The sequence below is a fragment of the Streptomyces sp. NPDC050263 genome (assembly GCF_040655955.1).
Taxonomy (GTDB): domain Bacteria; phylum Actinomycetota; class Actinomycetes; order Streptomycetales; family Streptomycetaceae; genus Streptomyces.
Genome location: NZ_JBFAKW010000014.1, coordinates 1 through 26,904, shown reverse-complemented (window position 1 = coordinate 26,904; position 26,904 = coordinate 1). Strand labels below are relative to the sequence as shown.

Annotated in this window: 21 protein-coding genes; 14 read left to right on the top strand and 7 right to left on the bottom strand. The window is 71.7% G+C overall.

Features of this window, described 5'->3' with window-relative positions; all coding sequences use genetic code 11:
* Positions 1-36 precede the first annotated feature (36 nt).
* The 4 genes from AB0J04_RS09135 to AB0J04_RS09120 all read left to right on the top strand — a co-directional run bounded on the left by AB0J04_RS09135 (position 37) and on the right by AB0J04_RS09120 (position 5,422).
* Positions 37-549, top strand: a complete 513-nt coding sequence (locus AB0J04_RS09135) for a hypothetical protein (protein ID WP_363167704.1) — start codon at positions 37-39, stop codon at positions 547-549.
* A gap of 51 nt (positions 550-600) precedes the next feature.
* Positions 601-1,347: an ABC transporter ATP-binding protein gene (locus AB0J04_RS09130; RefSeq protein WP_363167703.1), complete on the top strand. Its 747-nt coding sequence runs from the start codon at positions 601-603 to the stop codon at positions 1,345-1,347.
* Entirely contained in the window at positions 1,344-3,929 is a 2,586-nt protein-coding gene (locus AB0J04_RS09125; RefSeq protein ID WP_363167702.1) for an FtsX-like permease family protein, read from the top strand. The genes AB0J04_RS09130 and AB0J04_RS09125 overlap by 4 nt, the downstream gene beginning before the upstream one ends.
* A gap of 464 nt (positions 3,930-4,393) precedes the next feature.
* Positions 4,394-5,422 (top strand): Clp protease N-terminal domain-containing protein, encoded by a 1,029-nt coding sequence (locus AB0J04_RS09120; RefSeq protein ID WP_363167701.1) that lies wholly within the window; start codon positions 4,394-4,396, stop codon positions 5,420-5,422.
* Between the two features lie 80 nt (positions 5,423-5,502).
* On the opposite strand, the gene AB0J04_RS09115 is transcribed toward AB0J04_RS09120, so the two are convergent.
* Both AB0J04_RS09115 and AB0J04_RS09110 read right to left on the bottom strand, forming a co-directional pair.
* Positions 5,503-6,405: a squalene/phytoene synthase family protein gene (locus AB0J04_RS09115; RefSeq protein ID WP_363167700.1), complete on the bottom strand. Its 903-nt coding sequence runs from the start codon at positions 6,403-6,405 to the stop codon at positions 5,503-5,505.
* Between the two features lie 27 nt (positions 6,406-6,432).
* Complete coding sequence (locus tag AB0J04_RS09110) at positions 6,433-7,617, bottom strand: serpin family protein (protein WP_363167699.1); 1,185 nt, start codon at positions 7,615-7,617, stop codon at positions 6,433-6,435.
* 171 nt (positions 7,618-7,788) lie between these two features.
* Between AB0J04_RS09110 and AB0J04_RS09105 the strand changes: the two genes are divergently transcribed.
* The 6 genes from AB0J04_RS09105 to AB0J04_RS09080 all read left to right on the top strand — a co-directional run bounded on the left by AB0J04_RS09105 (position 7,789) and on the right by AB0J04_RS09080 (position 14,757).
* Positions 7,789-9,042 (top strand): DUF4190 domain-containing protein, encoded by a 1,254-nt coding sequence (locus tag AB0J04_RS09105; protein WP_363167698.1) that lies wholly within the window; start codon positions 7,789-7,791, stop codon positions 9,040-9,042.
* A 169-nt stretch (positions 9,043-9,211) separates the two neighbouring features.
* Positions 9,212-9,964, top strand: a complete 753-nt coding sequence (locus AB0J04_RS09100) for a GntR family transcriptional regulator (protein WP_363167697.1) — start codon at positions 9,212-9,214, stop codon at positions 9,962-9,964.
* A 464-nt stretch (positions 9,965-10,428) separates the two neighbouring features.
* Complete coding sequence (locus tag AB0J04_RS09095) at positions 10,429-10,677, top strand: SPOR domain-containing protein (RefSeq protein ID WP_363167696.1); 249 nt, start codon at positions 10,429-10,431, stop codon at positions 10,675-10,677.
* Positions 10,678-10,705: 28 nt separating this feature from the next.
* On the top strand, positions 10,706-11,116 hold the full coding sequence (locus AB0J04_RS09090; protein ID WP_363167695.1) for an NUDIX domain-containing protein: 411 nt from the start codon (positions 10,706-10,708) through the stop codon (positions 11,114-11,116).
* 252 nt (positions 11,117-11,368) lie between these two features.
* Positions 11,369-11,797: an ATP-binding protein gene (locus AB0J04_RS09085; protein WP_363167694.1), complete on the top strand. Its 429-nt coding sequence runs from the start codon at positions 11,369-11,371 to the stop codon at positions 11,795-11,797.
* A 269-nt stretch (positions 11,798-12,066) separates the two neighbouring features.
* Positions 12,067-14,757 (top strand): SpoIIE family protein phosphatase, encoded by a 2,691-nt coding sequence (locus AB0J04_RS09080; RefSeq protein WP_363167693.1) that lies wholly within the window; start codon positions 12,067-12,069, stop codon positions 14,755-14,757.
* Positions 14,758-14,764: 7 nt separating this feature from the next.
* Here the strand turns inward: AB0J04_RS09080 and AB0J04_RS09075 are convergent, their stop codons facing one another.
* Complete coding sequence (locus AB0J04_RS09075) at positions 14,765-16,399, bottom strand: hypothetical protein (protein WP_363167692.1); 1,635 nt, start codon at positions 16,397-16,399, stop codon at positions 14,765-14,767.
* Between the two features lie 94 nt (positions 16,400-16,493).
* Between AB0J04_RS09075 and AB0J04_RS09070 the strand changes: the two genes are divergently transcribed.
* Both AB0J04_RS09070 and AB0J04_RS09065 read left to right on the top strand, forming a co-directional pair.
* Positions 16,494-17,768, top strand: coding sequence for a hypothetical protein (locus tag AB0J04_RS09070; protein ID WP_363167691.1), 1,275 nt, complete (start codon positions 16,494-16,496; stop codon positions 17,766-17,768).
* Between the two features lie 79 nt (positions 17,769-17,847).
* On the top strand, positions 17,848-18,180 hold the full coding sequence (locus AB0J04_RS09065) for a hypothetical protein (RefSeq protein WP_363167690.1): 333 nt from the start codon (positions 17,848-17,850) through the stop codon (positions 18,178-18,180).
* Here the strand turns inward: AB0J04_RS09065 and AB0J04_RS09060 are convergent.
* Genes AB0J04_RS09060 through AB0J04_RS09045 form a run of 4 tightly spaced genes read right to left on the bottom strand, consistent with a single transcriptional unit; the run spans position 18,161 to position 22,064 of the window.
* Complete coding sequence (locus AB0J04_RS09060; protein ID WP_363167689.1) at positions 18,161-18,931, bottom strand: succinate dehydrogenase/fumarate reductase iron-sulfur subunit; 771 nt, start codon at positions 18,929-18,931, stop codon at positions 18,161-18,163. The genes AB0J04_RS09065 and AB0J04_RS09060 overlap by 20 nt on opposite strands.
* Positions 18,928-20,886: a fumarate reductase/succinate dehydrogenase flavoprotein subunit gene (locus tag AB0J04_RS09055; RefSeq protein WP_363167688.1), complete on the bottom strand. Its 1,959-nt coding sequence runs from the start codon at positions 20,884-20,886 to the stop codon at positions 18,928-18,930. The genes AB0J04_RS09060 and AB0J04_RS09055 overlap by 4 nt, the downstream gene beginning before the upstream one ends.
* Positions 20,887-20,921: 35 nt before the next feature.
* The gene (locus AB0J04_RS09050) at positions 20,922-21,755 is read right to left on the bottom strand and encodes a hypothetical protein (protein ID WP_363167687.1); all 834 of its coding nucleotides are present in this window, start codon (positions 21,753-21,755) and stop codon (positions 20,922-20,924) included.
* A gap of 18 nt (positions 21,756-21,773) precedes the next feature.
* Entirely contained in the window at positions 21,774-22,064 is a 291-nt protein-coding gene (locus tag AB0J04_RS09045; RefSeq protein WP_363167686.1) for a hypothetical protein, read from the bottom strand.
* A gap of 273 nt (positions 22,065-22,337) precedes the next feature.
* On the opposite strand from AB0J04_RS09045, the gene AB0J04_RS09040 reads away from it, so the two are divergent.
* Together AB0J04_RS09040 and typA are read left to right on the top strand one after the other, a co-directional pair.
* Entirely contained in the window at positions 22,338-24,662 is a 2,325-nt protein-coding gene (locus AB0J04_RS09040) for an ABC transporter family substrate-binding protein (RefSeq protein ID WP_363167685.1), read from the top strand.
* A 150-nt stretch (positions 24,663-24,812) separates the two neighbouring features.
* The gene (typA, locus tag AB0J04_RS09035; RefSeq protein ID WP_363167684.1) at positions 24,813-26,720 is read left to right on the top strand and encodes a translational GTPase TypA; all 1,908 of its coding nucleotides are present in this window, start codon (positions 24,813-24,815) and stop codon (positions 26,718-26,720) included.
* Positions 26,721-26,904: the final 184 nt, after the last annotated feature.

The following is a 26,904-nucleotide window of genomic DNA, read 5'->3' as shown; positions in this document are numbered from 1 at the left end:
CAATCGCCCGGCCCGGAGATCAGGTTCTGAACCGATGTGACGCGAAGCCCGGTCTTCGAGAATAAATCCTGCTGGTCGACACAAGTCGAGAAACAGCATCGGCAGAAATTCTCGGAGGGCATCATGTCGGTTTCCACTGTTCCCACGTCCAACCGGACGAAGAAGGCCGTCCTGTCCGGCGCTATAGCGGCGGTGATTCTCGTGGCGGCCGCGGTCGCCGGAAACTACTGGTGGACGGAGCACAACAGGCCCAGCCAGGCGTCCAAGGCCGACTGCGCGCTGGCGCAGCAACTCGTCGACGCCGCGAAGGAAATCCCCAGCGACAAGGCAGGCGTCGCGAAGTGGGAGAAGACTGTGCAGAAGGGCAGGGCGCAGCTCAAGGACGGATACCTCGCCTCCAGCATCTCGAATTTCCACGGCATGGCGGCCGCGAAGGCGAAGGGCGAGGGGGCGCCGACCGAGAAGATGTTGACGGAAACGTCGGACAAGGCCAACGAGCACTGCGCGGACGCCGTTGTCGTGATCACATTCCCTCCGCTTTCCTCCTGACTTTTCGCGGAGAAGGGAATTCATCTCATGGCTATGGCGCAGGGAACGGAAATGCCGGCGACCGATGGTGAGAACATCGCCTCGGCCGTGGCACTGGTCAAGCACTATCGACAAGGGGAGGCGCACGTCAGGGCCCTGGACGGGGTGACGGTCGGTTTCACCCGCGCGCGATTCACCGCGGTCTCCGGTCCCTCGGGCTCGGGCAAGTCGACACTGATGCACTGCCTGGCCGGTCTCGACTCGGCCACCTCGGGTCAGGTGGTCCTGGACGGAACGGAGTTGACCGGCCTGTCCGACCGGGCGCTGACCCGGGTACGACGGGACAAGGTCGGTTTCCTCTTCCAGTCGTTCAACCTGCTGCCTCAGCTGTCGGCCCTGGAGAACATCGCGCTGCCGGTCACCATGGCCGGCCGACGCCTGGACCACGACCTGCTCGACCACCTCGTGGGCGTCCTGGGCATCGGCGACCGGCTGGCGCACCGGCCCGGCGAACTGTCCGGCGGCCAGCAGCAACGCGTGGCGCTGGCCCGGGCCCTGGTGGCCCGGCCCGCCGTGATCTTTGCCGACGAGCCCACCGGAAACCTGGACTCGCGGTCGGGCACGGAGGTACTGGACCTCCTGCGCCGCTCCGTGCGCGACCTGGGCCAGACCGTCGTCATGGTGACGCACGACCCGCATGCCGCCGCCTACGCCGACCGTGTCGTCGTCCTCGCCGACGGACGCATCGTCAACGACGTCGACACCGCGTCCGGCGCCGATGTCACCCGGGCCGTGCAGGTCGTGGGGAGGGCCGGATGAACCCGTCCTGGCGCGCGAGCGTCCTCGGATCGCAGCTGGCCGAGCTGATCCGGCGGCCCGGCCGGCTGCTGACGACCGGCCTGTCGGTGCTGGTGGCAGCCTTCGTCGTCTTCGGCACGGTGATGGCCCAGCAGATCACCGTGAACACCGTCCTCGACCGCTTCCGCGGCACTCCCACGGCGGCGAGCCTGGTCGCGACCCCCGGCGCGGAGTCGGGCGCCCTCAGCGCCGCCACGCTGCGGCGGATCCGCGCGCTGCCCGGTGTGGCCGAGGCCATCGGCCGAGTGGAGTCCGGCGCACCGCTCGCGGGTTCATCCGAGCGCTGGCTGGATCTGCGCTCCGACCCCGGCACCGGACCGCTGTCCCAGGTGCGGCTCGTCAAGGGAAGCTATCCCGACCGCCGCGGTGAGATCGCGGTCAACCGGCGGGCCGCGGAGGAACTGGAGCTCGCCCCCGGCAGCCGCACGACCCTGCTGGTCCCCGACCGCAAGAACCCGGAGAAGACCGTCAAGGCCGTCGTCACCGTCACCGGGGTGGTGAAGAGCACGGCCACCGCCGAGCAGCAGAGCGGCGGTTACACCACCGACGCGTACATCGAGACGCTCACGGATCTGCCGGGCTTTCAGCGCGTGGACATCCGCGCCGAGGACCGTGTCCCGGAGGGCGAGCTGTCGCAGCGGGTGAGTGCCGTACTCGACGAGGCGGCCGCGGGCGCGTCGCTCGCGTCCGGCAGCGCCGTGCGGGCCCGGGAAGCGAAGGAGACCCTGGAAGGGGACCTCCTGGAGGTCTTCCTGCTCATCTCCGTCTTTCTGGCCGTCGCCGTGGCGGCCGCGGCGCTGGTCGCCACCTCGGCCTTCCGGATCGTCTTCGCGCAGCGGCTGCGACAGTTGGCGCTCCTGCGTGCCATCGGAGCCCCGCAGGGCCGGCTGGTGACGGCTCTCGCCGTCGAGGGCGCCCTGGTGGGCGCGGTCACCGGTTCGTTCGGTGTGCTGACGGCGCTGGGCGCCGGACACCTCACCCCGCCGGCCGCCCGCCTCCTCGCGGGAGCGGAGCTGTCGGGGCCGGGCTTCCCCGTGGCGGCCGCGGTGCTGGTGATCGTGGGAGCCGTGCTGGTCACGGTCTGCGCGGTGCTCGCCCCCGCCGTGTCCGCGGCCCGTGTGTCACCGCTTCAGGCACTGCGCGCCGCGAGCACCGTCACGGGCGAACGCGGTGTCGGGCCCGCCCGGCTCGCCGCCGGAGTCCTCCTCGCCCTCGCGGGCGCGGGGCTCGTCGCTCTCCTCCTCGGCGATCTGCCCGGGCCAGGCCGGCAGGGCTACGACCGCGACTCCGCGATGATGGTCACCGTCGCCTCGGCGGCCTTGGCCTTCCTGGCGCTCATCGCCCTCGGCCCGCTCCTGGTCCGCCCCGTCCTGACCGTCGCCGGATGGCCGCTGCGCAGGCTGGGCACCACCGGCAGACTGGCCGTCAGCGGAGTCGGCGGCGCCCCGAGACGTGCCGCGGCCGTCTCCGTCGTCGTCGCCCTCGGCGTCGCCCTGGTCTCCGGCGCCCTCGTCAGCCTCGCCGGTCTGGCGGGCTACATGGAACGCTCCGACGCGCTCCAGGCCCCCGCCGACTTCCGGGTCGCGGGCGGCAGCAAGGGCCTGGACGCCGCCGCCGTACGCGAGTTCGCCGCCGCACCCCAGCTCACCCATGTCACCCCCTACCGCACCCTGCCGGTCACCATCGGCCCCGAAGGGGCGCGCAAGGAGGTCGACGTGACGGACCTGGATCCGGGCGCCCTGCCCACCGGCAAGAACATCGACACCGTCACCGGGACCCTCGACGACCTGGGCCGGGGCAGCGCGGTCGTCGCATCCGACGTCGCCGACCTCCTCGGCGTGACGGCGGGCGACACCTTCACCCTCCCCTCCCGCCGAGGCGACATCCGGCTGACCGTCGCCGCCACGCTGCCCGGCAAGGCCCCGCTCCAGGCAGGTGTACTCGTCGTACCCGCCGATCTCGACCGGATGGGCGCAGGCCGGAACGCGAGCGCCATCCTCGCCGACGCGGACGACGAGGGCCTCGCCGCCCGCGGCAAGGCGCACCGGGCGCTGGAGAGCACGATCCGTGACCACGTCGCCGACCCGGCCGGCGTCTCCATCAGCGTCCTGGCGGAATACCGGGACAGCAGCGACGAGACGATCCGGATCACGCGCACCACCGCACTCGGGCTGGTCGCCCTGACCGTCCTCATCGCCGTCGTGGGCGTCACCACGACCACCAGCCTGACCGCGATCGAACGCACCCGGGAGTTCGGGCTGCTGCGGGCACTCGGGATGGGCGGCGGCGCACTGCGCCGGAGCATCACCATGGAAGCCGGTCTCTACGGCGCCCTCGGCGGTGTCCTCGGCCTGGCCCTCGGCGTCCCCTACGCCTGGCTGCTCATCCGCATCGCCGTCGCCGAGGCACCCCTGCGGCTGCCCGCCGGGCAACTGCTGGCGGTCTTCACCGGCCTGGCCCTCCTCACCGCCCTCGCCGGCCTCCTCCCGGCCCGCCGCGCGACGCGCATCACACCGATGGCGGCTCTCGGCGACAACGAATGAACCTGATCGACCCGAAACAGCTTTGAAGTCCTGAAGCAGAAGGCAGAAGGCAGAAGGCAGAAGGCAGAAGGCAGAAGGCAGAAGGCAGAAGGCAGAAGGCAGAAGGCAGAAGGCGGGAGACGACGATGGACAGCGTCACCCTGTTTCCTGGTGACGCCCGTTGTGGGTCAGTCGGCGGCGGCGGCCGGGGACGGCCGGACCGTGGGGCGGTCCGGGCCGGCGGAGCGTTGGTCCCGGCGAGCGCGGCAGCCGCCGCGGACGGAACGGGGCGGGTGGACGCCCGTGGACCTCACCCTTCGCGTGGCGAACGGGCTGCCGTCGTCATCGGGCCCGCGCATCCGGTGGGCCGGCAACGCTCGGGGTCTACCCCAGGATGCAGGAGCGGATCCTTCTCCGGGGCGACGCCGCCTCCCGCCCCGGTCAGGGAGGCTGCTCAGCAGACCAGCAGGAAGAGGAAAGGCCGTATGGAAGCGATCAAGTCGCCCGACTGGAACATCGTGGGAATCCTGGGGGCCGCTCGGGGCGCGCGGGGAGACGCCGAGGGGGCCATCGGCACCGAGCATCTCCTGGCCGGCATCACCACGGCCCGGGGGCCGGCGCGCGAAGCACTCGTGGAGGAAGGGGCGACCAAGACCACGCTGCTGGCGGTGTTGCGGGACAGGATGCACAGGAACGGCGCGTGGACCGTGGGCGACGACGCGGAGGGAAGCGTTGCCTCGCAGGACATCCTGGGGGACGACGGTGATCGGCGCACCCGCTTCACGGGCGCTGCGGCCAGAGCGCTCACCGCCGCGATGGGGCACGCGCAGCGGGAAGACACGGCGAAGTTCGGCGGCGAGCATCTGCTGAGGGGACTGCTGGAGGAGGACAACCGCGCTGTGGAGCTGCTGGGCGCCTGCGGTATCTCACCGCAGGCCGTACGCACCCGCCTCGACGGTGGCTCCGGGAGTCGGGAGGATGGTCTCAACCCTCTGCTGCACGCCACCCGCGACGTTCTCCTCGGCCGTGGCCACTATCGTCGGATGTCCCTCTGGATGCGGTGGCTGACCAGGCTCAGTGGGGTCAACTGGGCGTCTTTGCCTGCCAGTTGGGTCAAACTGGAGACCTATGAGCAGGCGCGCCGTCTCGGCAACGGCGTGGTGGGCACCGAGCACGTACTGCTCGCGATCCTGGCCACCCACGAGGTCGCGCTCCAGTACCCGCATCTGTCGGGGACGAGCGCCCCCGATCAGGACACCCGGTACGCGGGCGGCGGGCGACTGGCACGCCTGGGCATCGACTACGCCTCGGTTCACCGTGCACTGACCGCCGGTGACCGCGTTCGCCTGACGGCCGACGCCCGGACCGTCGAGCAGTACCTCGACGAGGCCGCGGGCCTGAACCTGGTGAGTACGGCCGATCCGGGCACTGGCCCCCTGGTCGAGGCCCTCCTGAGAGACGAGACCCGCGCGCGGCAGCTGACCGACGCGCTGAGCGGCACTTCCGGCGACTGACAGGGCATGCGGTCCTGGGTCCCCCCGGCGGCTCGACGGGTTCTTCCGCGGGTGAGCGCTGGTCGACGTTCGGGGTGCGATCAGCCTTGGCTGCGGGCCCTGCGGCGGGCGTCGCGCAGTGCTCGCAGGGTGCTCGTCAGGGGTGGGCGTGCGGAGCCGTGGAGGAGGGCGGCGCCTCGGGTCAGGGCTGCGGATGCGGTCAGGAGTTCGATGTCGATCACTGCGGCCAGCAGGGCTCGGTGCTGGGGGGCGACCAGGGTGGGGAGTTCGCGGGCCGATTCCAGGTCCCTGCGGGCGGCCTCGACCTCGTGGGTCACCAGAGCGCCGACGGACGCTGACTGCACGCCTGCCGTCAGGTCCGCCATCGTCACCGAGAAGCGGTCCAGGGTTTCGGTCGGGATGCCCAGGTGGCCTTCCCGCAGGTCCTCGGCGAGGTCGTTGACGAAGTCCAGCCGTTGGCTGCCGTCGATGAACGTGCGGCACAGGGCCCGGTAGCGGTCGGCGTCGGTCTCCGGTTCCAGCAGTACGGCGATCAGCCTGAAGGCGGGCAGCGAGTAGGCGTCCAGGTAGGCCTGGTAGTCGGACTCGGTGGTGAAGCCCTTGAAGTCGAGGTCGGTGTCGGCCGTGGACAGGTACTCCTCCAGTGCCGGCCGTAGGCGCGGGTGACCGGTGAGGGTGTGCAGCAGGGTGCGGATCAGGGGGGTGTCGGTCTCGCCCGTCTCCAGCGCCTTGCGCAGCTGCTGTTCCCAGGACGCCCAGGCCGCGATCCGCTGTGGCTTCGGGCCGGTGTCCAGGAGGTTGTCGCCGTGGTGCATCACGGCCGTCGCGGCCACCACGTGGGGCAGCACGGGCGGTGGCAGCAGCAGTCGGGCCGCCAGGTAGGTGCTGCGGCGATAGCGTGCGACGAGTCGCCGCTGGGCCGTGTAGTCGCGGCGCAGCTGCGGATCCCTGATGCCGGCCGCGTCCAGGCTCTGCTTCCACATGTTCAACTCCGTACACCTGTCTGCTGGTCAGTCGAAGGGCTTGGGTTCCGTGATCCAGCCCGCGGCCAGTACCAGTCGGGAGTGGCGGTGCAGGGCGAGGAAGCCGAAGGGGCGGTCGAAGCGGGCTCGGAGTCTGGTGGTGGTCCAGCGGAGCCGGGGTATCGCACCGGCCCCGACGGGGGCGAAGGCCGTCACCGCGGACGCTCGGAAGCCCTTCGCTCCGAACTCGGCCGTCGCGGACTGCTGAGCGGAACCCACGGCCAGCGGGAGCGCGCTGATACCGGGGAAGCGACCCTCGTCGGTGTCCCGGGCGGTCGTGAGGCCGAACAGTTCGTGGTGCGCGAGCAGATCGTGGTCGGCGGTGACGTCGAACGCCGCCGTCGCGACGTCCAGCGTCGGCGGGTCGGGCGTCGCGGAGCGCACCTTCTGGATGCGCAGGCCGGGACCGACGTCCCCGTAGGGGAGCAGGGTGCCGGGCACGACCGGGTGCCGGCCGGCGAGGAGGTTCACCCCCGCGCCCAGCACCTGCCCCGGCGTCATCTGTTCCTCGCCGAGGAGCAGATGGACGTCGATGCCGTCGGCGCCGAACACCTTCAGCTCGGTGAGGTGTCCGTCGGGCGTGTCCGCGACGCCGATGCGGTCCAGCAGGAGGGTCGCGCGCCGCAGCGCGAGCAGCGGCCGGTCGGTCCAGCCGGGCCAGTGCGGGCTGTACAGGGGGACCTCGTCGAAGGGGCGGAGCCACTTCGTCCGCAGGGTCAGTGCGCTCGCCAGCACCATCTCGGTGTCGTCGGTCAACGTGACCGGCATCCGCTCGATCAGCCCGCCGGTCCGCTTCGCCGCCCAGGCGTCCAGGGCCTTCCGGTCGGCGGCCGGGTCGGCCGTCAGCACGCCGTGCGCCTCGGCCGGCAGCCCCGCCTCCCAGGCCTCGCGCAGTTCCAGGGTGCGCCTGGTCCACAGTCCCAGGGCCGTGTCGAGACCGCGCATCTTCTCCATCGTGGCGAGCAACCCCCGTGCCGCGTGGGCGGCTTCGTCGGCCGGCACTCCGAGGGCCTCCGCCAGCTCCTCGCGTGCGGGGCCCGTCGCGCCGTCCGCGAGGAACGCCAGCAGCGGCCATGCCCCCGCGGCCGAGAAGACCGAGCCTCCGTCGACGACCCCGGCCCAACGGCAGGTCAGCGCGTTGACCGCCTGGATCGTTGCCTTCGTGATCGCCATTTCACCCCCGCTCGTACCGCGCTTACGATGCGCCCAGTCGTACACCAGTTCAGCGCACCTGTCGGAACCCCCTGTCAGACTGACCCGAGCGCCTGAACGACCGCTTGACCGACTGCCTCGAAGACGCCTCGACAACTGCCTGAACCCGTCTGAACCAGGAGCACGGTACTCGTGTCCATACCCCCGCCTCCCGGGCCCCACCAGCCCCAGGACCCGTACCAGCCTCCGCAGCCGCAGAGCCCGTACCCGGGAAGCCCGTATCCGCAGGACCCGTACGCCCAGGGGCCGTACCCGCAAGCCCCCTACGGGGCTCCGTACGGCGGTGCGCACTACCCGGGCTGGGGGCAGGGGTACAACCCCTACGGGCTGCCCGCGCCGATCAACGGCGTGGCCATCGCCTCCCTGGTCCTCGGCATCCTCTGTTTCCTGCCGGCCGTCGGCCTGGTTCTCGGGATCGTCGCGCTGGTGCAGATCAAGAGGAAGGGCGAGCGCGGCAAGGGGATGGCGATCGCGGGCTCGATCCTGTCCTCCGTCGGACTCGCGCTGTGGGTGCTGGCGCTGGCCACGGGCGGCGCCTCCGAATTCTGGGAGGGGTTCAAGGAGGGCGCGAGCGGCAACTCCAGCTTCTCGCTCGCCAAGGGCGACTGCTTCGACGTGCCGGGCAAGACCTTCGACGAGGACGTCTACGACGTCGACAAGGTGCCCTGCTCCGGTGAGCACGACGCCGAGGTGTTCGCGTCCGTCCCGCTGACCGGCAGCGACTACCCGGGCGACGGCCACGTCACGGACGTGGCCGACGACAAGTGCTACGACCTCCATGACACCTACGCGATGGACCCCTGGGCGCTGACCGACGAGGTCGACGTCTACTACCTCACGCCCACCTCCGAGAGCTGGGAGTGGGGCGACCGCGAGATCACCTGCGTCTTCGCGAGTGCGGACGAGAAGGGGACCCTGACCGGCTCGCTGCGCGCCGACGAGACGACCCTGGACGCCGACCAGTTGGCCTTCCTGAAAGCGATGGCCGCCGTCGACGACGTGCTCTTCGAGGAGCCGGAGGAACTCGCCGAGGAGGACCTGGGCGGCAACCGGACCTGGGCCGGGGCCACCGGGGACGTCACCGGCGCGCAGGCAGCCGTGCTGGGCGCGCACACCTGGTCCGCGGCGGCCCGGGAACCCGTCGCCGCCCTGGTGAAGGATATGCAGGCCGCGACCAAGGAGTGGGCCGCGGCGGAGAAGGCCACCGACGTCGACGGCTTCTACGAGCACTACGACGCCGCCTACGAGTACGTCGACGGCGACGCCACGGTCACGGCACGCAAGGCTCTGGGCCTGGCCACCACGCCGCCCACCTACGACGAGGGCCAGGACGGCGGGAGCGGTGACACGGGCGGGGGCGGCAGCGACAGCGGCCTGGAGGTGTGATCGGGTCAGCAGTGGGGAGAAAGTGGGGAGAAAGTGGGGAGAAAGTGCCTGGCTGATGCGTTTCCCAGACGTATGTCATCACATCGAGTGATTCTCTGGCCTTTGCTTGCACGGCACAACCCACGGTTGCCAGGCTGTAGCTGTCTGTACAACCTGATGGGAGTGGCCAGTGACATTCGGTGAGCAGCCGGCGTATCTGCGTGTCGCGGGTGATCTCCGCAAGAAGATCGCCGACGGGTCGCTGCCACCGCACACCCGCCTGCCCTCGCAGGCGAGAATCCGCGAGGAGTACGGGGTCTCCGACACCGTGGCCCTCGAGGCGCGCAAGGTGCTGATGGCCGAGGGGCTGGTCGAGGGCCGTTCCGGTTCGGGAACGTATGTGCGTGAGCGTCCCGTGCCGCGCCGGATCTCCCGCTCCGGCTATCGCCCCGTCAGCGGGGCCACGCCGTTCCGTCAGGAGCAGGCGGAGGCGCACACGCGGGGGACCTGGGAGTCCAGCAGCGAGCAGGTCGAGGCGAGCGTGGCGGTCGCCGAGCGGCTCGGGATCCAGTCGGGCGACCGCGTGATGTGCACGAAGTACCTCTTCCGGGAGGCCGGCGAGGTGATGATGCTGTCCACCTCGTGGGAGCCCCTCGCCGTCACCGGCCGTACGCCCGTGATGCTGCCCGAGGAGGGTCCGCTCGGCGGCATGGGCGTCGTCGAGCGGATGCGGGCGATCGACGTCATCGTCGACAACGTCACCGAGGAGGTGGGCGCCCGTCCCGGCCTCGCCGAGGAACTGCTCGCCCTCGGCGGCGTTCCGGGGCATGTCGTCCTGGTCGTCCAGCGCACGTACTACGCCTCGGGCCGGCCGGTCGAGACGGCCGACGTGGTGATTCCGGCGGACCGCTACCGGGTCGCGTACCACCTGCCGGTGAAGTAGCCCCGCCGGGGCGGGCGTAGAAGACGGAGCCGGCGGAGCGGGCGGAGGGGACGGAGCGGGGGAGGAGGCGGAGCGGGGGAGGCGAGGGAGCGGGCAGGGGCGGTAGCGCATTCGCTCGGACGGCGCACACCCTTCCGGCAGTTGCCCCTGGTATCCGCGTGCCGTGGGTCCGTTCGCGGGCCGTCGGGATCCGGTCGTTTCCGGTCGTTCTCGCAGGTCGCTCGCTACGCGCCAAGAACCCCGCCAACCGGACGCATTGTGGCGCGCGCACGGCGCGTTCGGCCCCGTGCGCCCCCTGCGTCTTGGCTGGTTGCGTACCTCTTTGTGCAAAGTCGTGTTCGGTGCGTAAAGGTAAGGCGTACGCTCGGGCATATGCGGATTGCGGTTTCCTTGGAAGGCGGGGCGCGAGGCGTGCCGCGGACGGGATCCGGGCGGGCCGGGGCGAGAAGGGGGCGTGGGGCGTGATGAACGACAGCACCATCTCTCTGCCCTGGCACGTCATACGGCAGGACGACAACGGCAACCGGTACCGCGTGGGCCGGTACGCGACGCGGGCCGAGGCCCAGAAGATCGCGGACAGCCTCGACGCCCGCGGTCACAAGCAGCTCTACTGGGTCGAGCGCGTGGGCCAGGGCCAGTCCTCGGTGCAGCCGCAGGCGCAACCCCAGGCGCAGGCCCAGGCGCAGAACGGGGTGGACGGCACCCGGAGCTGACACGTCCCGGTCCCGTAGGCTCCGGCGCATGACGGAACGGATCGTGGTGGTCGGAGCCGCCCTGCTCGACGGCGGCCGCCTGCTCGCCGCGCGCCGCAGCGCGCCCCCGGAACTCGCCGGGCGCTGGGAACTGCCCGGCGGCAAGGTCGAGAAGGGCGAGGCTCCCGAGGCGGCCCTCGTGCGCGAACTCCGCGAGGAACTCGGCGTCGAGGCGGAGACCGTCGAGCGCGTCCCCGGGGAATGGCCCCTCAGGTCGCCGTACGTCCTCCAGGTGTGGACCGCCCGCCTGCGCTCCGGCTCCCCTGCCGCCCAACCCCTCCAGGACCACGACGCGCTGCGCTGGCTCACCCCGGACGACGTCTGGGACGTCGACTGGCTGGACCAGGACGTCCCCGCGGTGCGCGAAACCCTCACAAGGCTCCCCACCGAAACCCCCTGAACCGCGGCCGCCCCACCCGTGCCGCCCCCGCCCCCGGCCCTCTGGTCCCTCGGGCCGGTCCTCGGCTGCCGCCCCATCCCGCCGATCCGGCCACCCCCGGGGCGCGCGGGGCGGTCTCTCTCCGCCCCGGGGGCGCGTTGATCGGGAGGCGGGGTGGGGGGTACGCCGTTCGTGCCACTGTGCGCCCTGTCGTGCGGTACTGGCTCGTGGATATCGGGTATGTGCTCACTAACCCCATGAAATCGGACAGGGGTGTACTCGCTGGCCTGGGAAGTGATCGGCGTGATCGACACCGAAGGCGACCGCGCCGAGTGGACGTTTCCCGCGGAGCCCGGTGCCGTGCGCACCGCCCGCAGCGCCGTCCGCGACCAGTTGCGAGGCTGGGGCCTCGACAGTCTGGGCGATATCACGGCTCTGCTGGTCAGCGAGCTGGTCACCAATGCGCTGCGGCACGCGACGGGCCCCATCGGGGTCCGGCTGGTGCGCCCCGCGGGCATGGCCGGCGTGCTGTTGGTCGAGGTCTCCGACCCGCTGCCGGACCCGCCCCGCGAGCGCGTCGCCCGGCCCGAGGACGAGAGCGGACGCGGGCTGCAGCTCGTGGCCTCCTCCTCGCGCCGCTGGGGCACCCGGCCCGGGGACACCGGCAAGACGGTGTGGTTCGAACTCGCGGTGCCGGGTTGACGGGGCGTGACGCGGGGATGAGCCCGGTACAGCGGGGGTGGCGGTGTCGTCCGTCCGGTTCCGGTCGCCGACCGGTTGCGGAAGGGGTGATTCGACGGCGTGTCCGCTGGTTAGAAGACTGGAAGTGTTGTCGCGGAACGGGCCAAAAAACGCCTGGACCGTGCTGTGATCGTGAACACCGTGTCGTGCGGCCCCGTAGTGCTGGATACTGCGGGCAGCCGCCGCCGGTGACCGGTGCCGGACGCGGTGAGCTGGAGGGGACGGTTCGCGTGAGCGAGATACCAGCGAAGGCCACGGAGTCCGAGGACCCGTCGGGCGGCGCGAGGGCGAAGAGCCCTGGCTTGCTCGCCCCGGACGCTGTGCTCGCCGCGGACGCCGTGCACGGCCCGGCCGACAGCGCGGCCGGCCATCCGGCCGACAGCGTGGGCGAGGCGGCGGCGCACGGTGACGCCATGTGGCAGAGCAGTCCGCCCGGTTCGATCTACGACTACATCAAGGTCGCCTCGTTCTCGATCGGCCCCGACGGCCTCGTCGACCAGTGGAGTCTGCGCGCCGAGCAGATCTTCGGGATCTCCGCCGACAAGGCCGTCGGCATGGACCCCATCGACGCCTTCGTCGACCCGGACCTGCGCGAACGCGGCCAGCGCAAGATGGCCGAGATCCTGGACGGCCGCGAGTGGACCGGCGTGGTCCCGTTCCGGATGCCGGACCCGGTGCCCGGCGGCGGACGCGGTGAGCCGGGCCTCGCCGAGGTGTACGTCATGCCGACGCAGAGCCTGGACGGCGAGAAGGCCGCCGTGTGCATCGTCGTCGACGTCCGCACGCTCCGCAGTATCGAGACCGACCTCGCCGCCTCGCAGGCCATTTTCGGCCAATCCCCGTTCGGATTCCTGCTGATCGACCCCGACCTGCGGATCCGCCGCGCCAACCAGCAGTTCTCCACCGCCTTCGGCGGCACCCCCGACGACCACCGCGGCAAGGGCGTCCACGACTATCTGTCCCGGCCCGAGGCCGAACGGGTCAGCGCGACCCTGCGCCGGGTCCTGCAGACCGGCGAGTCCATCACGGACATGCACGTCACCGGCTTCGTGCCGGGCTCCGAAGAGCGACGGCACTGGTCCATCAACCTCTACCGCGTGCACAGCGGCAGCGGCCGTCCCATCGGCGTCGCCTGGCTCGGCACCGACATCACCGCCCGGCGCGCCGCCGCCCGGGAGGCCGCGGCCGCACGGCGCAATCTCGCCCTTCTGAACGAGGCGGGCGCCCGCATAGGGAACTCGCTCGACCTGGAGACGACCGCGCGCGAGCTCCTCGACGTCGTCGTGCCCGGCTTCTGCGACCTCGCCACCGTGGACCTCTACCAAGGACTCCTGGCCGGCGACGAGACCCCGCCCGGCCTCGCCGACGGCAGCGCGGAACTGCGCCGGGTCGCCTTCTCCTCCGCCGTCTCCGACGCCCCCTTCGCCGGCAGCGGCCCGCCCGTCGCCGTCGGCGCGGTCCACCACTTCCCGTTCAACTCGCCCTGCGCGGACGCTCTGCGCACCGCCCGCCCGCAGCTCATCCCCGGCGAGGAGGGCGGCCTCGTGCAGTCCACCCTGGCCGTCCCGATGGTCGCCCACGACACGGTCGTCGGCCTCGCGCAGTTCTCGCGGACGAAGGGCAGCGAGCTGTTCGGGGACCGGGACCTCGATCTGGCCGTGGAGCTGGCCGCCCGCGCCGCCGTCTGCATCGACAACGCGCGGCTGTACCGGCGGGAGCACGAGCGGGCTTTGATACTGCAACGGTCGCTGCTGCCGCCCGGCGACCCGGTCGCCTCCGGACTGGACATCGCCTGTCGCTACCTCCCCGGCAACGCCTCGACCGGTCGCCCCAGCGAGGTCGGCGGCGACTGGTTCGACGTCATCGAACTCCCCGGGCACCGGACCGCGTTGGTGGTCGGCGACGTGATGGGGCGCGGACTGCGGGCCGCCGTCGCCATGGGCGAACTGCGGACCGCCGTGCGCACCTTGGCGCTGCTCGACCTCGAACCCGCCGAGGTGCTCTCCGCGTTGGACGAGATCGCGCGCGGCCTCGGCACCCCCGGCGGCGTCCAGCAGGCCACCCGCGCCGCCCGCCGCCCCCGCGAGGCCGACCTGTCCGAGGTGTACCTCGCGACGTGCGTGTACGCGGTCTACGACTCGGTCACCCGGCGCTGCACCTTCGCCAACGCGGGCCATCTGCCCCCGGTCCTCGTCGAACCCGGCGAACCGGCGCTGATGCTGGACGTGCCGCCGGGCATGCCGCTCGGCGTGGGCGGCGAACCCTTCGAGGAGGTGGAGGTCGAACTCCCCGAAGGCGCGCTGCTGGCCCTCTACACGGATGGTCTGGTCGAATCGCGCGACCACCCGCTGGACGAGGGGCTCAACGCGTTCGTCAACGCCCTGACGGACCCCTCCAGCCCGCTGGAGGACGTCTGCGACCACGTCCTGAACACCCTCGACACCCACCACGGCGAGGACGACCTCGCCCTGCTGATGGCACGTGTGCAGGGGCTGCCCGCCGACTCGGTCGGCGACTGGACCCTGCCGCGCGAGCCGCGCAGCGTGGGCCGGGCGAGAGAGCACGCGCGCCGGCAACTGCTGTCCTGGGACCTGGAACCCCTGGTCGACACGACGGAACTGCTGGTCAGCGAGCTGGTCACGAACGCCCTGCGGTACGGCGAGGGCGAGATCAGGCTCCGGCTGCTGCTGGACCGCACGCTGGTCTGCGAGGTCTGGGACTCCGGCCTCGTCCAGCCCCGTCGCCGCCGCGCCCGGGACACCGACGAGGGCGGCCGCGGCCTTCAGCTCGTCGGCCTTCTCTCGGCCGCCTGGGGCTCGCGCCGTACCCCGCGCGGCAAGACGGTGTGGTTCGAACTGCCGCTGCCGGACGGCGAGACGGGCCTGGCGGACCCGGCGGAGGCCTTGCTGAGCCTGTTCTGACGCACGATCAGCCAGAGGCGGGTCCGGCGAAGCCCGCCGGTGTCCCGCTTCCGGGATCCTCGGCCGGGACGATGCCGCCGAGGACGGCTCCGCCGGCGCCGGCCGCGCCGGGCCCCGCGTACGGGTTCCCGTGCGCCCGCACGTCGAGCTCGGCCAGCTCCCGTGCCTCCAGGGCGAGAACGTCGGCGGTCGGGCGGTCCGCCGGGTCCCCCGTGGCGAGCAGCCGTTCCGCCTCCGCCAGCCGGGTGCGTGCGGTCGCGCCGACCGCTCCGCGGTGCGTCGCGACGAAGTCGACCGCGGCGGCGACGGCGACGCGGGCGATGAGCAGCGCGGCGGCCGGCAACACCCCGGCCCGCCCCGAGGCGACCGGTGCGGTCGCCCGCACGATCCGCCGCAGCACCCCGACCGGGTCATGGAGCTGCCCGCCGGTCCACTCCTGCCGCACGGACGCGAGCACGGCATCGGCATGCGCGAGCCGCGAGTGCAGCTCGCCCGGGGGCGGGGGCCCGGCGCCCCCGGGCGCCCCTTCGCGTTCCTGTCCCCGCTCCCGGTCCCGCTCCCGGTCCCGCTCCCGCTCCCGCTCCCGGTCCTGCGCCCGGATCCAGGAGAGCTCTGACTCCGCGCCGGTCAGGGCGGCCGACACCGTCTGGTCGGCCGTTCGCAGTTCCGCGGCCAGTCGGTCGACTCCCTCGACGAGGACGGCCGCCTGGTCGACCGCGCCCTCGGCGGCACGCAGATGCCGGGCCGCCCGCTCGGGTCGCCCCGAGTCGGCCGACTGGCGGGCCTCGTTCAGCAGGGAGGTGGCGAACACCAGTCGGTCCTTGGCCTGTTCGACGTTCCCGGTGACGGAGGCCGTGGCGGTGGGAGCGTACCGGGTCCGGAGCCCGGCGAGAACGGCCTCCGAGGCCCCCGCACGCCCCGCCAGCTCCCGGAAGCGGCCCTCGGCGACCCCCAGGGCCTCACCCAACCCCCCGTGCTCCAGACCGCGCAGCCGCTCGAAGTCGCCGGCCACCGCGTCCAGCCGTCGCCCCGCCTCCTCGCACCGCCCGACGATCCCGGCGAGCGCGTGTCCCCGGGCCGCCGCCTCCGCGGGCACCCCCTCGTCGTAGCGCTGCCGCATCCGGAACGCGGCGGCGAGTTCGTGCTCCGCCTCGCGGACGGCCCGGCGGAAGGACGCCACGGCCTCCGCACCGAACAGCGCGTCGGCGAAGCCGAGTTCGGCACGTGCCGCCCGCATCCGGTTGTCGGCGGCGACGAGCGCCGCACAGGCCTGCTCGTCGGGGGCGGCGAGTGGCGGCGACGACGTCCGCGGCGGCGGGCTGCCGGCCCCGCCGGGGGTCGTGCGCTCGCGGGTGCGCCGGACCCGGCGTATGTACCCGTACCCGGCGACCGCGCCCGCCGCGGCGACGGCCGCCAGCGGCAGCACCAGATCGACGGTGGACTTCTCGTCGTCCTGGGCCACGGCGGCGCTCGCGGCGGGCTTCGGCTCCTTGATCGCAACCGGAGCGTTGCCACCGGACGTCATCCCTGGCAACACCAGCCACACGACCCCGACCGCACCGCCCAGCACGGCATGCGCCACCCGCACGGATATGTGCGATGCGGAACGCCGCGGCCGGCCTCGGAGCAAGGAAGAGGTCACATTTGGGAGCGTATGGCCGCGAATACGGCCACGCGACCGGGATACACCCGAGACGGGGGCGGTGGGGCGGAACAACACGGGAGGGGGAACCGCGGTGGAACGCGCGCTGGAGCACACGGGGAAGGAAGCAGGGAAGGAAGCAGGGAAGGAAGCAGGGGCGGAGACGGAGGCGGCGGCCGAAGGGGTGTCCGAAGGGGTGCCCGAGGGGGCGGTCGAGACGGCGGTCGAGACGGCGGTCGAGGGGGAGACGCCACCCGCAGTCGATGACACGGCCGATCACGCAGCCGAGGCGGGTACGCCGGCGGCGGCCGAAGACCCCGCCGATGACGCGGCCGAGGCGGCGGTGGTCCCCCCGCGCAGGCGTCGTCGCCGTCGGCTGCTGCTCCGCGTCGCCCTCGGCCTCGTCCTGCTCCTCGTCGTGCCGGTTCTCGCGGCCCTGGCCGCCCTCCGCGTGAACTACCTGGGCGACCCGGCCGATGGCACGTACACCCGCGGCAAGGACGCCATCTGGCTGGGCCACGCCTGGGTCGACGGCCGTAAGAAGGACGCCGACGTCAAGGCGCTGGCCGACCGGCTGCGGGACACCGGGATGCGGGACCTCTACGTCCACGCGGGCCCGCTGGAGCACGACGGCACGCTGCCCGAGTCCGCGTACGCCAACGCGCGTTGGTTCATCGCGGCCGTCCACCGGGAGGCGCCGAAGCTCCGCGTCCAGGCCTGGCTCGGCGACGTCCTCGCCAGTGAGAGCCCGAACGGCATGCGGCTGGAGCGGGCGGCGACACGGGCCGCCGTCGTCCGGTCGACCCGCGAGATCCTCGCCGTCGGGTTCCAGGGGGCCCACTTCGACCTGGAGCCCCTGCACTCCGACGACGCCGACTACCTCACGCTCCTGGACGCCCTGCGCGCCGTCACCCGTGCGCACGACGCCCAGCTCTCCGTCGCCGCCCACCAGATCGATCCGGTGCCCGGCTTCCACTCCTTCTGGGGCGCGACCACCGGTCACCCCAAGTGGTGGTCGCAGAAGTTCTTCGGCCAGGTCGCCCGTCGCGTCGACCAGATCGCCGTGATGTCGTACGACACCATGCAGCCGTTGGAGGGCACGTACGGCGGTTACGTCGCCCAGCAGACCTCGCTCGCCCTGGAGGTCACCCCGGCCGGCACCGACCTGCTGATGGGCCTGCCCTTCTACCGCGAGAACCGGTTCGGCCACTGGGCGCACGCCGAGACGGTCGCCGCCGCCGTCCGGGGCGTCCGGCTGGGGCTGTCCCGGACCGACGCGGACCGCGCGAACTTCGGCGTCGCGGCGTACGTCGACTTCGCGGCGACCGAGCAGGACTGGACGTCGTACCGGGAGGGCTGGGTCCGGTAGGACCCAACTCTTCCTCGTCCGCGGGCCATCGTCGGGTCAAATCCCTTGCGCGTGCCGGAGCCGCTGGGATCCTGAGCGCATGTACGGGGCACTGGTGGGGACGATGGTCGTCTGTGTGACGGTCATGGCGGCGCTCGGCATCGCGGCCGTCACGCGGGAGTGGATGCCGCCGCTGCGCCGACGCTCCGTGCTGCGGCCGAGACTGTGGGGCATCGGCGCCCTGATGAGCGCCCTGGGCCTGAGCCTCTTCGTGTTCCTGGGCCCGCTGGCCCCCGGCGGGCCGGCGGTGAACTTCTTCATTCCGCTCGTCGGAATGGCCGTCAACCTCGCCGGGCTCGGCGTCCAGTCGCTCGCGCGGCGTCCCGGACGCACGCCCCCGCTGCCCCCGACGACTACGACGACCGCCTCCTGATCTTCGACCCCAGCCACACCAGTGGGTCGTACTTGCGGTCGACCGCCCTCTCCTTCAAGGGGATCAGTGCGTTGTCCGTGATCTTGATGCCCTCGGGGCAGACCTCCGTGCAGCACTTGGTGATGTTGCAGTAGCCGAGGCCGTGTTCGTCCTGGGCGGTGCGTTTGCGGTCCAGGCCGCTCTCCTCGGCCCCGTCCAGCGGGTGCATGTCGAGCTCGGCGACCCGCATGAGGAAGCGCGGGCCCGCGAACGCCGGCTTGTTCTCCTCGTGGTCGCGGACGACATGGCAGGTGTCCTGACACAGGAAGCACTCGATGCACTTGCGGAACTCCTGCGGACGGTCCACGTCCTCCTGGAACATCCGGTACTCGCCGGGCCCGACCCCCTCCGGCGGCACGAACGACGGGACCTCCCTGGCCTTCTGGTAGTTGAAGCCGACGTCCGTGACCAGATCACGGATCACCGGGAAGGCGCGCAGCGGAGTGACGGTGATCGTCTCCGCCCGGTCGAACACCGACATGCGCGTCATGCACATCAGCCGGGGCCGACCGTTGATCTCCGCCGAACATGAACCGCACTTGCCCGCCTTGCAGTTCCAGCGGACGGCGAGGTCGGGCGCCTGCGTGGACTGGAGGCGATGGATGATGTCCAGCACCACCTCACCGTCGTTGACGTCGACCGCGAAGTCCTTGAGGCCACCGCCGTCGACGTCGCCCCGCCAGACCCGGAAGCGGGCCTCGTAGCTGCTCACTCGTACAGCTCCTCTTCGGTGAGGTACTTGACCAGCTCCTCTTTCTCGAAGAGGGCGAGCAGGTCGGGGCGGATGGGTTCGGTGGTCTCTCGGGTGAGGGCGATCTGGCCGCGGACGGGGTCCGTCGCCGCCAGGCCGCCGGTCGCGTCGACGAGCGCGCACAGCAGGTTGACGTTGCGCCAGCCGCGGTCCATCGTCGGGTGGTCCTCGCGGGTGTGGCCGCCGCGCGACTCCGTGCGTTCCAGGGCGGCGCGGGCCACGCACTCGCTGACCAGGAGCATGTTGCGCAGGTCGAGGGCGAGGTGCCAGCCCGGGTTGAACTGGCGGTGGCCTTCGACGCCCGCCCGCCGCGCCCGTACGCGTAGTTCGGCCAGTTTCTCCAGGGCGTGCCCCATCTCGCCCTCCCGGCGGATGATGCCGACCAGGTCGTTCATGGTCTGCTGGAGTTCCTGGTGGAGGGTGTAGGGGTTCTCCGGCGGTTCTGCGGCGGGCTCCTCGCCCTCGGCGGAGAACGGGCGCAGGGCCTCCGCGGCCGCCGCGTCGATCTGGGCGTCGTCCACCGTGGGGCGCGCTCCGGCGAGGTCCGCCGTGTGCTGTGCCGCGTGCAGTCCGGCGCGGCGGCCGAAGACCAGCAGGTCGGACAGGGAGTTTCCGCCGAGCCGGTTGGAGCCGTGCATGCCGCCGGCCACCTCGCCGGCCGCGAACAGCCCCGGTACCCCGCGGGCGGCGGCCGTGTCGGAGTCGACGGCGATGCCGCCCATCACGTAGTGGCAGGTCGGCCCGACCTCCATGGCCTCCGCGGTGATGTCGACGTCCGCCAGTTCCTTGAACTGGTGGTACATGGAGGGGAGCCGGCGCTTGATCCGCTCGGCGGGCATCCGGGTCGACACGTCGAGGAAGACCCCGCCGTGCGGGGAGCCGCGGCCCGCCTTCACCTCGGAGTTGATGGCGCGGGCCACCTCGTCACGGGGGAGCAGCTCGGGGGGACGCCGGTTGTGGTCCGGGTCCTCGTACCAGCGGTCGCCCTCCTCCTCGGACTCGGCGTACTTCTCCTTGAAGACGTCCGGGACGTAGTCGAACATGAAGCGTTTGCCGTCGGAGTTCCTCAGCACCCCGCCGTCGCCGCGTACGGACTCGGTGACGAGGATGCCCTTCACCGACGGCGGCCAGACCATGCCCGTCGGGTGGAACTGCACGAACTCCATGTTCAGCAGGGGCGCGCCGGCCAGGAGGGCCAGGGCGTGGCCGTCGCCCGTGTACTCCCACGAGTTCGACGTGACCTTGAAGGACTTGCCGATGCCGCCGGTCGCGATCACCACGGAGGGCGCCTGGAGGACGAAGAAGCGGCCCGTCTCGCGCTCGTAGGCGAAGACGCCGGACACGCGGCTGCCGCCCGCGGCGGAGCCGCTGTCAGACACAGTGAGGATCCGGGTGACCGTGCACTCCTGGAAGACCTTCAGCCGGGACTCGTAGTCGCCCGTCTCGCGGAAATCCTCCTGTTGGAGGGCGACGATCTTCTGCTGGAGCGTGCGGATCAGCTCCAGGCCCGTGCGGTCGCCGACGTGGGCGAGGCGCGGGTACTCGTGGCCGCCGAAGTTGCGCTGGGAGATGCGGCCGTCCTTGGTGCGGTCGAAGAGGGCGCCCCAGGTCTCCAGCTCCCACACCCGGTCCGGGGCCTCCTGGGCGTGCAGCTCGGCCATCCGCCACTGGTTGAGGAACTTGCCGCCGCGCAGGGTGTCGCGGAAGTGGACCTGCCAGTTGTCGTGCTCGTTGGCGTTGGCCATCGCCGCCGCGATGCCGCCCTCGGCCATCACGGTGTGCGCCTTGCCGAACAGGGATTTGCAGATGACGGCCGTGCGGGCGCCGCGCTCCCGGGCCTCGATGGCGGCACGCAGCCCGGCGCCTCCCGCGCCGACCACGACGACGTCCCACTCCTGGCGGTCGACCACGGACATCAGAAGGCCCCACTCATCTCGCGCAGCTCGCGCATCTAGAAAAACCTCGGATCGTCGAAGACACCGGACGCGACCAGGTACACGTAGAAGTCGGCGAGCGCCACGCTCACCAGGGACGCCCAGGCGAGCTGCATGTGACGGGCGTTCAGCTTCCCGACGAACTGCCAGGCCCGGTAGCGCACGGGGTGCTTGGAGAAGTGCTTCAGCTTGCCGCCGACGATGTGCCGGCAGGAGTGGCAGGAGATCGTGTACGCCCAGATCAGCGTGATGTTGAGCAGGAATACGAGGGTGCCCAGCCCCATGTGGCCCCAGTTGTAGTGCTCGTCGCGGAAGGAGAGCACGGTGTCGTACGTCAGGATCCCGGCGACCAGGATCGCGGCGTAGAAGAAGTACCGGTGGATGTTCTGCAGGATCAGCGGGAAGCGGGTCTCACCGGTGTACTTCGCGTGCGGCTCGGCCACCGCGCAGGCCGGGGGTGAGGCCCAGAAGCCCCGGTAGTAGGCCTTGCGGTAGTAGTAGCAGGTCAGGCGGAAGCCGAGCGGGAAGATCAGGATGATGATCGCGGGGGAGATGCCCCACCAGCCGCCGAGCAGGTCCGCGTTGGGGCCGTGCCGCATCGTCTCGCAGTTGTCCGCCAGACAGGGCGAGTAGAACGGCGAGACGTACGGCGCCGCGTAGTAGTCCGCGTTCGCGAAGGCCCGCCAGGTCGAGTAGACGATGAACGCCAGCAGACCGGCGGCGGTGGCGGCGGGGGCCAGCCACCAGCGGTCGGTCCGCAGATGGGGCGCGGCGATCGCGGCGCGGTCGGCGCCGCGTACGCCGCTTCGGGGATGGGGGTCGGTGGGTGGGGGTTCCGTACCAGTGGCCAACTCAGGACTCCGGTCGGGTCAGGGTGCGTGTCGGTCCCGGGCGCCGAGTCCCTCGTCGTCGGTGTCGATCCACAGGGAGTCGTCGTACGGGGTGTCGGGGATGGTGACCAGCTCGGGTTTGCGCGGTGCGCGGGGTTGGGCCGCGGCCTCGCGCAGCAGGGCGACGCTCTCCTTGAGATGAGCGGCGTCGGTGCGGACGCGGCGCATCTCCAGGCCGCCGCTGCCGAGCTGCTGTTCCAGGCGGCCGACGGACCGGTACAGGTCGTCGAGACAGCGCTGGACCGTTGTCAGGTCGTCGTGCACGGACATGACATGACCTCGCTTCCGTGGGCGGTGCCCTGGACGGCAACGTTCATGCGCCTGCGAGTGTTGCGCGTCACACCGGTGAATGTGAAGGCGTGTGCAGCGATTGGCGGGTGCGTTGCTCCGCACGGGTGGCCTTGGACGCGCCCGCCGCCGTGTCGCTCCCGGCAGGCGAATCCTTTCGTCTTCAGTTCCTCTTCAGAGAGCCGTAGATCTGATCAACTCCAAAATACCGCCAAACGTGATCAAAACGCACCCGCGTCACCGGAGGTACCAGAGATGTCCCACGACGGCGTCGGTCCGCGCGCGGTGCTGCGCTCGGTCGCCTTCCTCACCGCGGGTGTGCTCGCGGTGCCCCTGCTGTCCGGCTGCGGCTCCGCCGACGAGGCCGGCAAGCCGCTCGCCCGCCAGGACATCGCGCCGGCCGCCCGCGCCCGGATCGCCGAGGGCGGCACCCTGCGCTGGGCGGTGGACGCCGTGCCGGACACCTTCAACACCTTCCAGGCGGACGCCGACGCGACCACGACCCGGGTCGCCCAGGCCGTGCTGCCGACGATGTACCGCATCGACGCGAACGGGCGGCCGCAGCGCGACGCCGACTACCTGGAGTCCGCGAAGGTCGTCGACGCCGAGCCCAAACAGGTCGTGCTGTACAAGCTGAACCAGCAGGCCGTCTGGAGCGACGGCCGGGAGATCGGCGCCGCCGACTTCGCCGCCCAGTGGCGCGCGCTGGCGGGCAAGGACACCGCGTACTGGACCGCCCGCAACGCCGGCTACGACCGCATCGAGAAGATCGAGCGCGGCGAGAACGACCTGGAGGTCCGGGTCACCTTCAGCCGGCGCTACGCGGACTGGCGGTCGCTGTTCTCCCCGCTGTACCCGAAGGACGTCATGGGCACGCCCGACGCCTTCAACGACGGGGCGCGGCCCACCCTGAAGGTGACCGCCGGCCCGTTCCTCGTGAAGCGGATCGACCGCAAGAAGAACGAGGTGCGCCTCACCCGCAACCCGCGCTGGTGGGGCCGCCCGGCCAAGCTGTCCGAGCTGGTGCTGACGGCCGTCCCGAGGGACGAGCGGGTGTCCGCGCTGGCCGACGGGAAGATCGATCTGGCCGAGGTCGACCCGGTCGCAGCACAGCGCGTCGACGGCGCGGCGAACGGCGCGGCCGGACCGCTCGCCGGCCCCGGCTCCGGGCGCACCGCGGCGGAGGCGCTGCGGTCCTGGGCGCTCGCCCACGGCTTGGCCGAGGACGCGGCCGACGACGACGACGAGGGCGAGGGCGAGGACGAGGACGAGGCCCGCACGAAGCTGCGCAGCGCGATCGCGCAGTGGGAGCAGCAGCAGAAGGCGCTGCGCGGGTTCGAGGTGCGCAGATCGCTGGAGCCCGCCTACACCCAGCTGGCGCTGAACGGCGCGAACGGGCCGCTGGCGGACGAGCGGGTGCGCCGCGCCGTGGCCCGGGCGCTGGACCGCAAGGAACTGGCCCGGCTCGTGCTGAAGCCGCTGGGGCTGCCCGCGCAGCCCGTGGGCAGCCATCTGGCCCTGGCCGGACAGGACGTCTACGCCGACAACAGCGGGGCGCTCGGCGGCCAGGACACCTCCGAGGCGCAGGCGCTGCTCGCGGACGCGGGCTGGGTGGCCGGCGGCCCCGTCAAGGAGAAGGGCGGCAAGGCGGCCGGCGCGGCGGGCAAGAAGGCCGACGACGACTCCGCGGGCGGCGACGACGGCACCTACATCGTCGGCGAGGACGACAAGGCGCCGGCCGAGACCGGCCGCGAGGAGAAGCACCACGCGGCCAAGGACGAGAGCGCGCAGAACAGCGCGCACAAGAGCGAGAGCGGCGGGCGGCAGCTCGCCCAGGACGGCAAGCAGTACAAGCAGCCGAACCAGGGCGGCGCCCCCGGCGCCTACGCCCCGAAGGGCACCGCGGCCCCGGACGCGACCCCCGCGTCGGCCGGCACCGCCGCGCCCGCCGTGGCTCCGGCGAAGGCGCTGGCCAAGGACGGCAAGGCGCTGAACCTGCGGTTCGTGCTGCCGTCCGGCCCGGGCTCGGAGTCCCTGGCGGCGGTCGCCGGGCGGATCACGAAGATGCTGGCCAAGGTCGGCATCGGCACGGAGATCACCAAGGTCTCCGACGAGAGCTACTTCAAGGACCACATCGCCTCCGGCCAGTACGACCTCGCCCTGTACTCCTGGCCCGCGTCCGCCTTCCCCGCCACCGACGCCCGGCCGATCTACGCCAAGCCCGTCCCGGCCGCCGACGGCTCGCTGAGCGTCGAGCAGAACTACACGCGGGTCGGCACCGACCAGGTCGACCAGCTCTTCGACCAGGCGATCGGCACCCTGGACGCGAGCGAGGCGCGGTCCCTGCTGCGCAAGGCCGACTCCCGGATCTGGGCCGCTGCCGGATCGATTCCGCTCTATCAGCGGCCCCAGCTCACGGCCGTCCGCAAGAACGTGGCGAACGCCGGCGCCTTCGGCTTCGAGACCCCCGTCTACCAGGACATGGGCTTCCTGAAGAAGGGCGCGAGCGGCGCGAAGGGCGCCTCGACCCCCGCCCCGAACTCCTCCGTGAGCCCCTCCGTGAGCCCCTCCGAGGACTGAGCCGGAACCGGCCGAGTGGCCCTGCGGAGGCTGTCCGTCGCGGGGCCACGTACCATGGGGTGAGGCCGTGGCGTGTCAAGCCCGGCAGGGCCCGCGTAACACAGACGTACGCAGCAGGGCCGTCCTCACACTCCGGGAGAACGCCGCTATATGGCCACGCGCCACGACATCCGCAATGTCGCCATCGTCGCTCACGTCGACCACGGCAAGACGACCTTGGTCGACGCCATGCTCAAGCAGGCCGGTGCCTTCGCAGCGCACGCCGCGGAGTCGCTCGACGACCGCATGATGGACTCGAACGACCTGGAGCGTGAGAAGGGCATCACGATCCTGGCCAAGAACACGGCCGTGAAGTACCACCCCAAGGACGGCGGCGAGGTCGTCACCATCAACATCATCGACACCCCCGGCCACGCCGACTTCGGCGGCGAGGTCGAGCGCGGTCTGTCGATGGTGGACGCGGTGGTGCTGCTCGTCGACGCCTCCGAGGGTCCGCTGCCCCAGACCCGCTTCGTGCTGCGCAAGGCGCTGCAGGCCCGCCTGCCCGTCATCCTGTGCATCAACAAGACGGACCGCCCCGACTCGCGCATCGACGAGGTCGTCAACGAGGCCTACGACCTCTTCCTCGACCTCGACGCCGACGAGGACCAGATCGAGTTCCCCATCGTCTACGCGTGTGCGCGTGACGGTGTGGCCTCGCTCACCAAGCCGGAGAACGGCACGGTCCCGCAGGACAGCGACAGCCTGGAGCCGTTCTTCTCCACGATCCTGTCGCACGTCCCGGCTCCGGAGTACGACACCGAGGCCCCCCTCCAGGCGCACGTCACCAACCTGGACGCCGACAACTTCCTCGGCCGGATCGCGCTGCTGCGCGTCGAGCAGGGCGAGCTGCGCAAGGGTCAGACCGTCACGTGGATCAAGCGCGACGGCACCATGTCCAACGTGCGCATCACCGAGCTGCTGATGACCGAGGCGCTCACCCGCAAGCCCGCCGAGAAGGCGGGCCCCGGTGACATCTGTGCCGTCGCCGGTATCCCGGACATCATGATCGGCGAGACCCTCGCCGACCCCGAGAACCCGATCGCGCTGCCGCTCATCACGGTCGACGAGCCGGCGATCTCGATGACCATCGGCACGAACACCTCGCCGATGGTCGGCCGCGGCGCCACCGGCAAGGGCGCGGACAACAAGGCCGCGGTCAAGGACCGCAAGGTCACCGCCCGCCAGGTCAAGGACCGCCTCGACCGCGAGCTGGTCGGCAACGTCTCGCTGCGCGTGCTCGACACCGAGCGGCCGGACGCCTGGGAGGTCCAGGGCCGTGGTGAGCTCGCGCTCGCCATCCTGGTCGAGCAGATGCGCCGCGAGGGCTTCGAGCTGACCATCGGCAAGCCGCAGGTCGTCACGAAGGAAGTCGAGGGCAAGACCTACGAGCCCGTCGAGCGCATGACGATCGACGTGCCCGAGGAGCACATGGGCCCGGTGACGCAGCTCATGGGCGTCCGCAAGGGCCGTATGGACAACATGTCGAACCACGGCTCCGGCTGGGTCCGCATGGAGTTCGTCGTTCCCTCCCGCGGCCTCATCGGCTTCCGTACCGAGTTCCTCACCGGTACGCGCGGCACCGGCATCGCGCACTCCATCCACGAGGGCCACGAGCCCTGGTTCGGCACGCTGACGACCCGTAACAACGGCTCGCTGGTCGCCGACCGCTCCGGCGCCGTCACCGCGTTCGCGATGACGAACCTCCAGGAGCGCGGCGTCCTGTTCACCGACCCCGGCACCGAGGTGTACGAGGGCATGATCGTCGGCGAGAACTCGCGCTCCGACGACATGGACGTGAACATCACCAAGGAGAAGAAGCTCACGAACATGCGGTCGTCCTCGGCCGACTCGTTCGAGGCGATCGTCCCGCCGCGCAAGCTGTCGCTGGAGCAGTCCCTGGAGTTCTGCCGCGACGACGAGTGCGTCGAGGTGACCCCGGAGGCGGTCCGCATCCGCAAGGTGGTGCTGGACCAGCGTGACCGCGCCCGCACCGCGAGCCGCGCCAAGCACGGCTGATGCGCTGATCCTCGGCCGTTGAGCCCGGGCGCCCCCGGCACGGGGGCGCCCGGGCTTTTTCGGTCCCGCCCCGGCCTCTTCCCGACGCCGTCTAGTGCCGCGGCAGGCAACGTTTGCCCGTCAAGGAGCGGCGTCCGGTGCGTGCTCTCGGTGTGCCGGCCGGAAGTCCTCGTACTGGACGTAC